Here is a 1,268-nt window from a genome sequence, read left to right as displayed (position 1 = left end):
CCAGTGGGAGCAAGCTACGGGTTATTGGCCGGCCTTCGCCTCTTGCAGCAATTGCTGGATCACCTGTTCCTGCTCGCCGTATCGCCCTTCACCGAAGTGGCTGTAGCGCACCTGCCCCTTGGCATCGATGAGGTAATGGGCTGGCCAGTACTGGTTGTTGAAAGCGCGCCAGATTGCATATTGGTTGTCGATGGCGACCGGGTACTGGATGTCCAGTTTGCGCACCTGCTCGCGCACGTTGTCGATGATCTTCTCGTAGCCGTATTCCGGGGTGTGGACGCCGATGACCACCAGACCGTCCTTCGCGTATTTCTTCGCCCAGTCGTTCACATACGGCAGCGTGTGCTGGCAGTTGATGCAGTCGTAGGTCCAGAAATCCACCAGCACCACCTTGCCCCGCAACGACTCGCTGCTCAGCGGCGGCGAGTTGAGCCATTGCACCGCGCCGTCCAGCGCAGGCATGGCGCCTTGGGATTCGAGCGTTGGCATAGTGCTCGCGCCGGCCTTGCTCACTACATAGTCGATGGCCTTGGGCACGTTCTCCAGCAGGCTTTTTTCCAGGCTGGCCGACTGTTGCGACGACGTCGCGGCCAGTAACCGGTCATCCGCCCCGGTGCCGATTGCCACGGCGGCCAGCAACACCAGCGCCCCGGTGGCGCGGCGCAGCCAGGCGGTGATCGGCAGCGAGAGTTTCAACCGACCGACCAAGCCGCGGCCGGCGAGGATCAAGGTGCCCAGTGACAAGGCACTGCCCAGGCCGTAGGCGAGCAACAAAAGGCTGGTCTGGGCGCTGGCGCCTTGCAGCATCGCCCCGGTCAGGATCACGCCAAGGACAGGGCCAGCGCACGGTGCCCAGAGCAACCCGGTGGCGACGCCGATCAACACCGACGCCACAGGCCCACTCATCCGCCCGGCGCCGGCATCGAGACGATTGCCCAGGTTGACCAGCGGCCGCGCCAACCAAGTGCCCACCCGGCTGAACATCAGCGACAGGGCAAACAGCACCATCACCACCAGGGCGACTTGCCGCCCGGCAACGCTGGCCCGCAACACCCATTCGCTGCTGACCACCGCCAGGCTGGACACGGCGGCGAAGGTCAACACCATGCCGCCCAGCGTCAACAACACCGAGCTGCGCGACTGATTGGCCCGGGCGAACAGGAACGGCACCACGGGAAGAATACAAGGGCTGAGGATCGTCAGGATCCCGCCGAGAAATGCGATCAGAAACATGGCAGCACCTCAAATTAAGATTGGAAGAGAACCCG

General features: G+C 63.6%; 1 protein-coding gene. It reads right to left on the bottom strand.

What is annotated here, in order from left to right; translation table 11 throughout:
- Positions 1-21: 21 nt before the first annotated feature.
- Positions 22-1,233, bottom strand: a complete 1,212-nt coding sequence (locus OC610_RS27655) for a cytochrome c biogenesis protein DipZ (RefSeq protein WP_264432697.1) — start codon at positions 1,231-1,233, stop codon at positions 22-24.
- Positions 1,234-1,268 lie beyond the last annotated feature (35 nt).

The organism is Pseudomonas agronomica, from assembly GCF_025917275.1.
GTDB classification, from domain to species: domain Bacteria; phylum Pseudomonadota; class Gammaproteobacteria; order Pseudomonadales; family Pseudomonadaceae; genus Aquipseudomonas; species Aquipseudomonas agronomica.
This window is presented reverse-complemented; position numbering and strand designations above follow the sequence as displayed.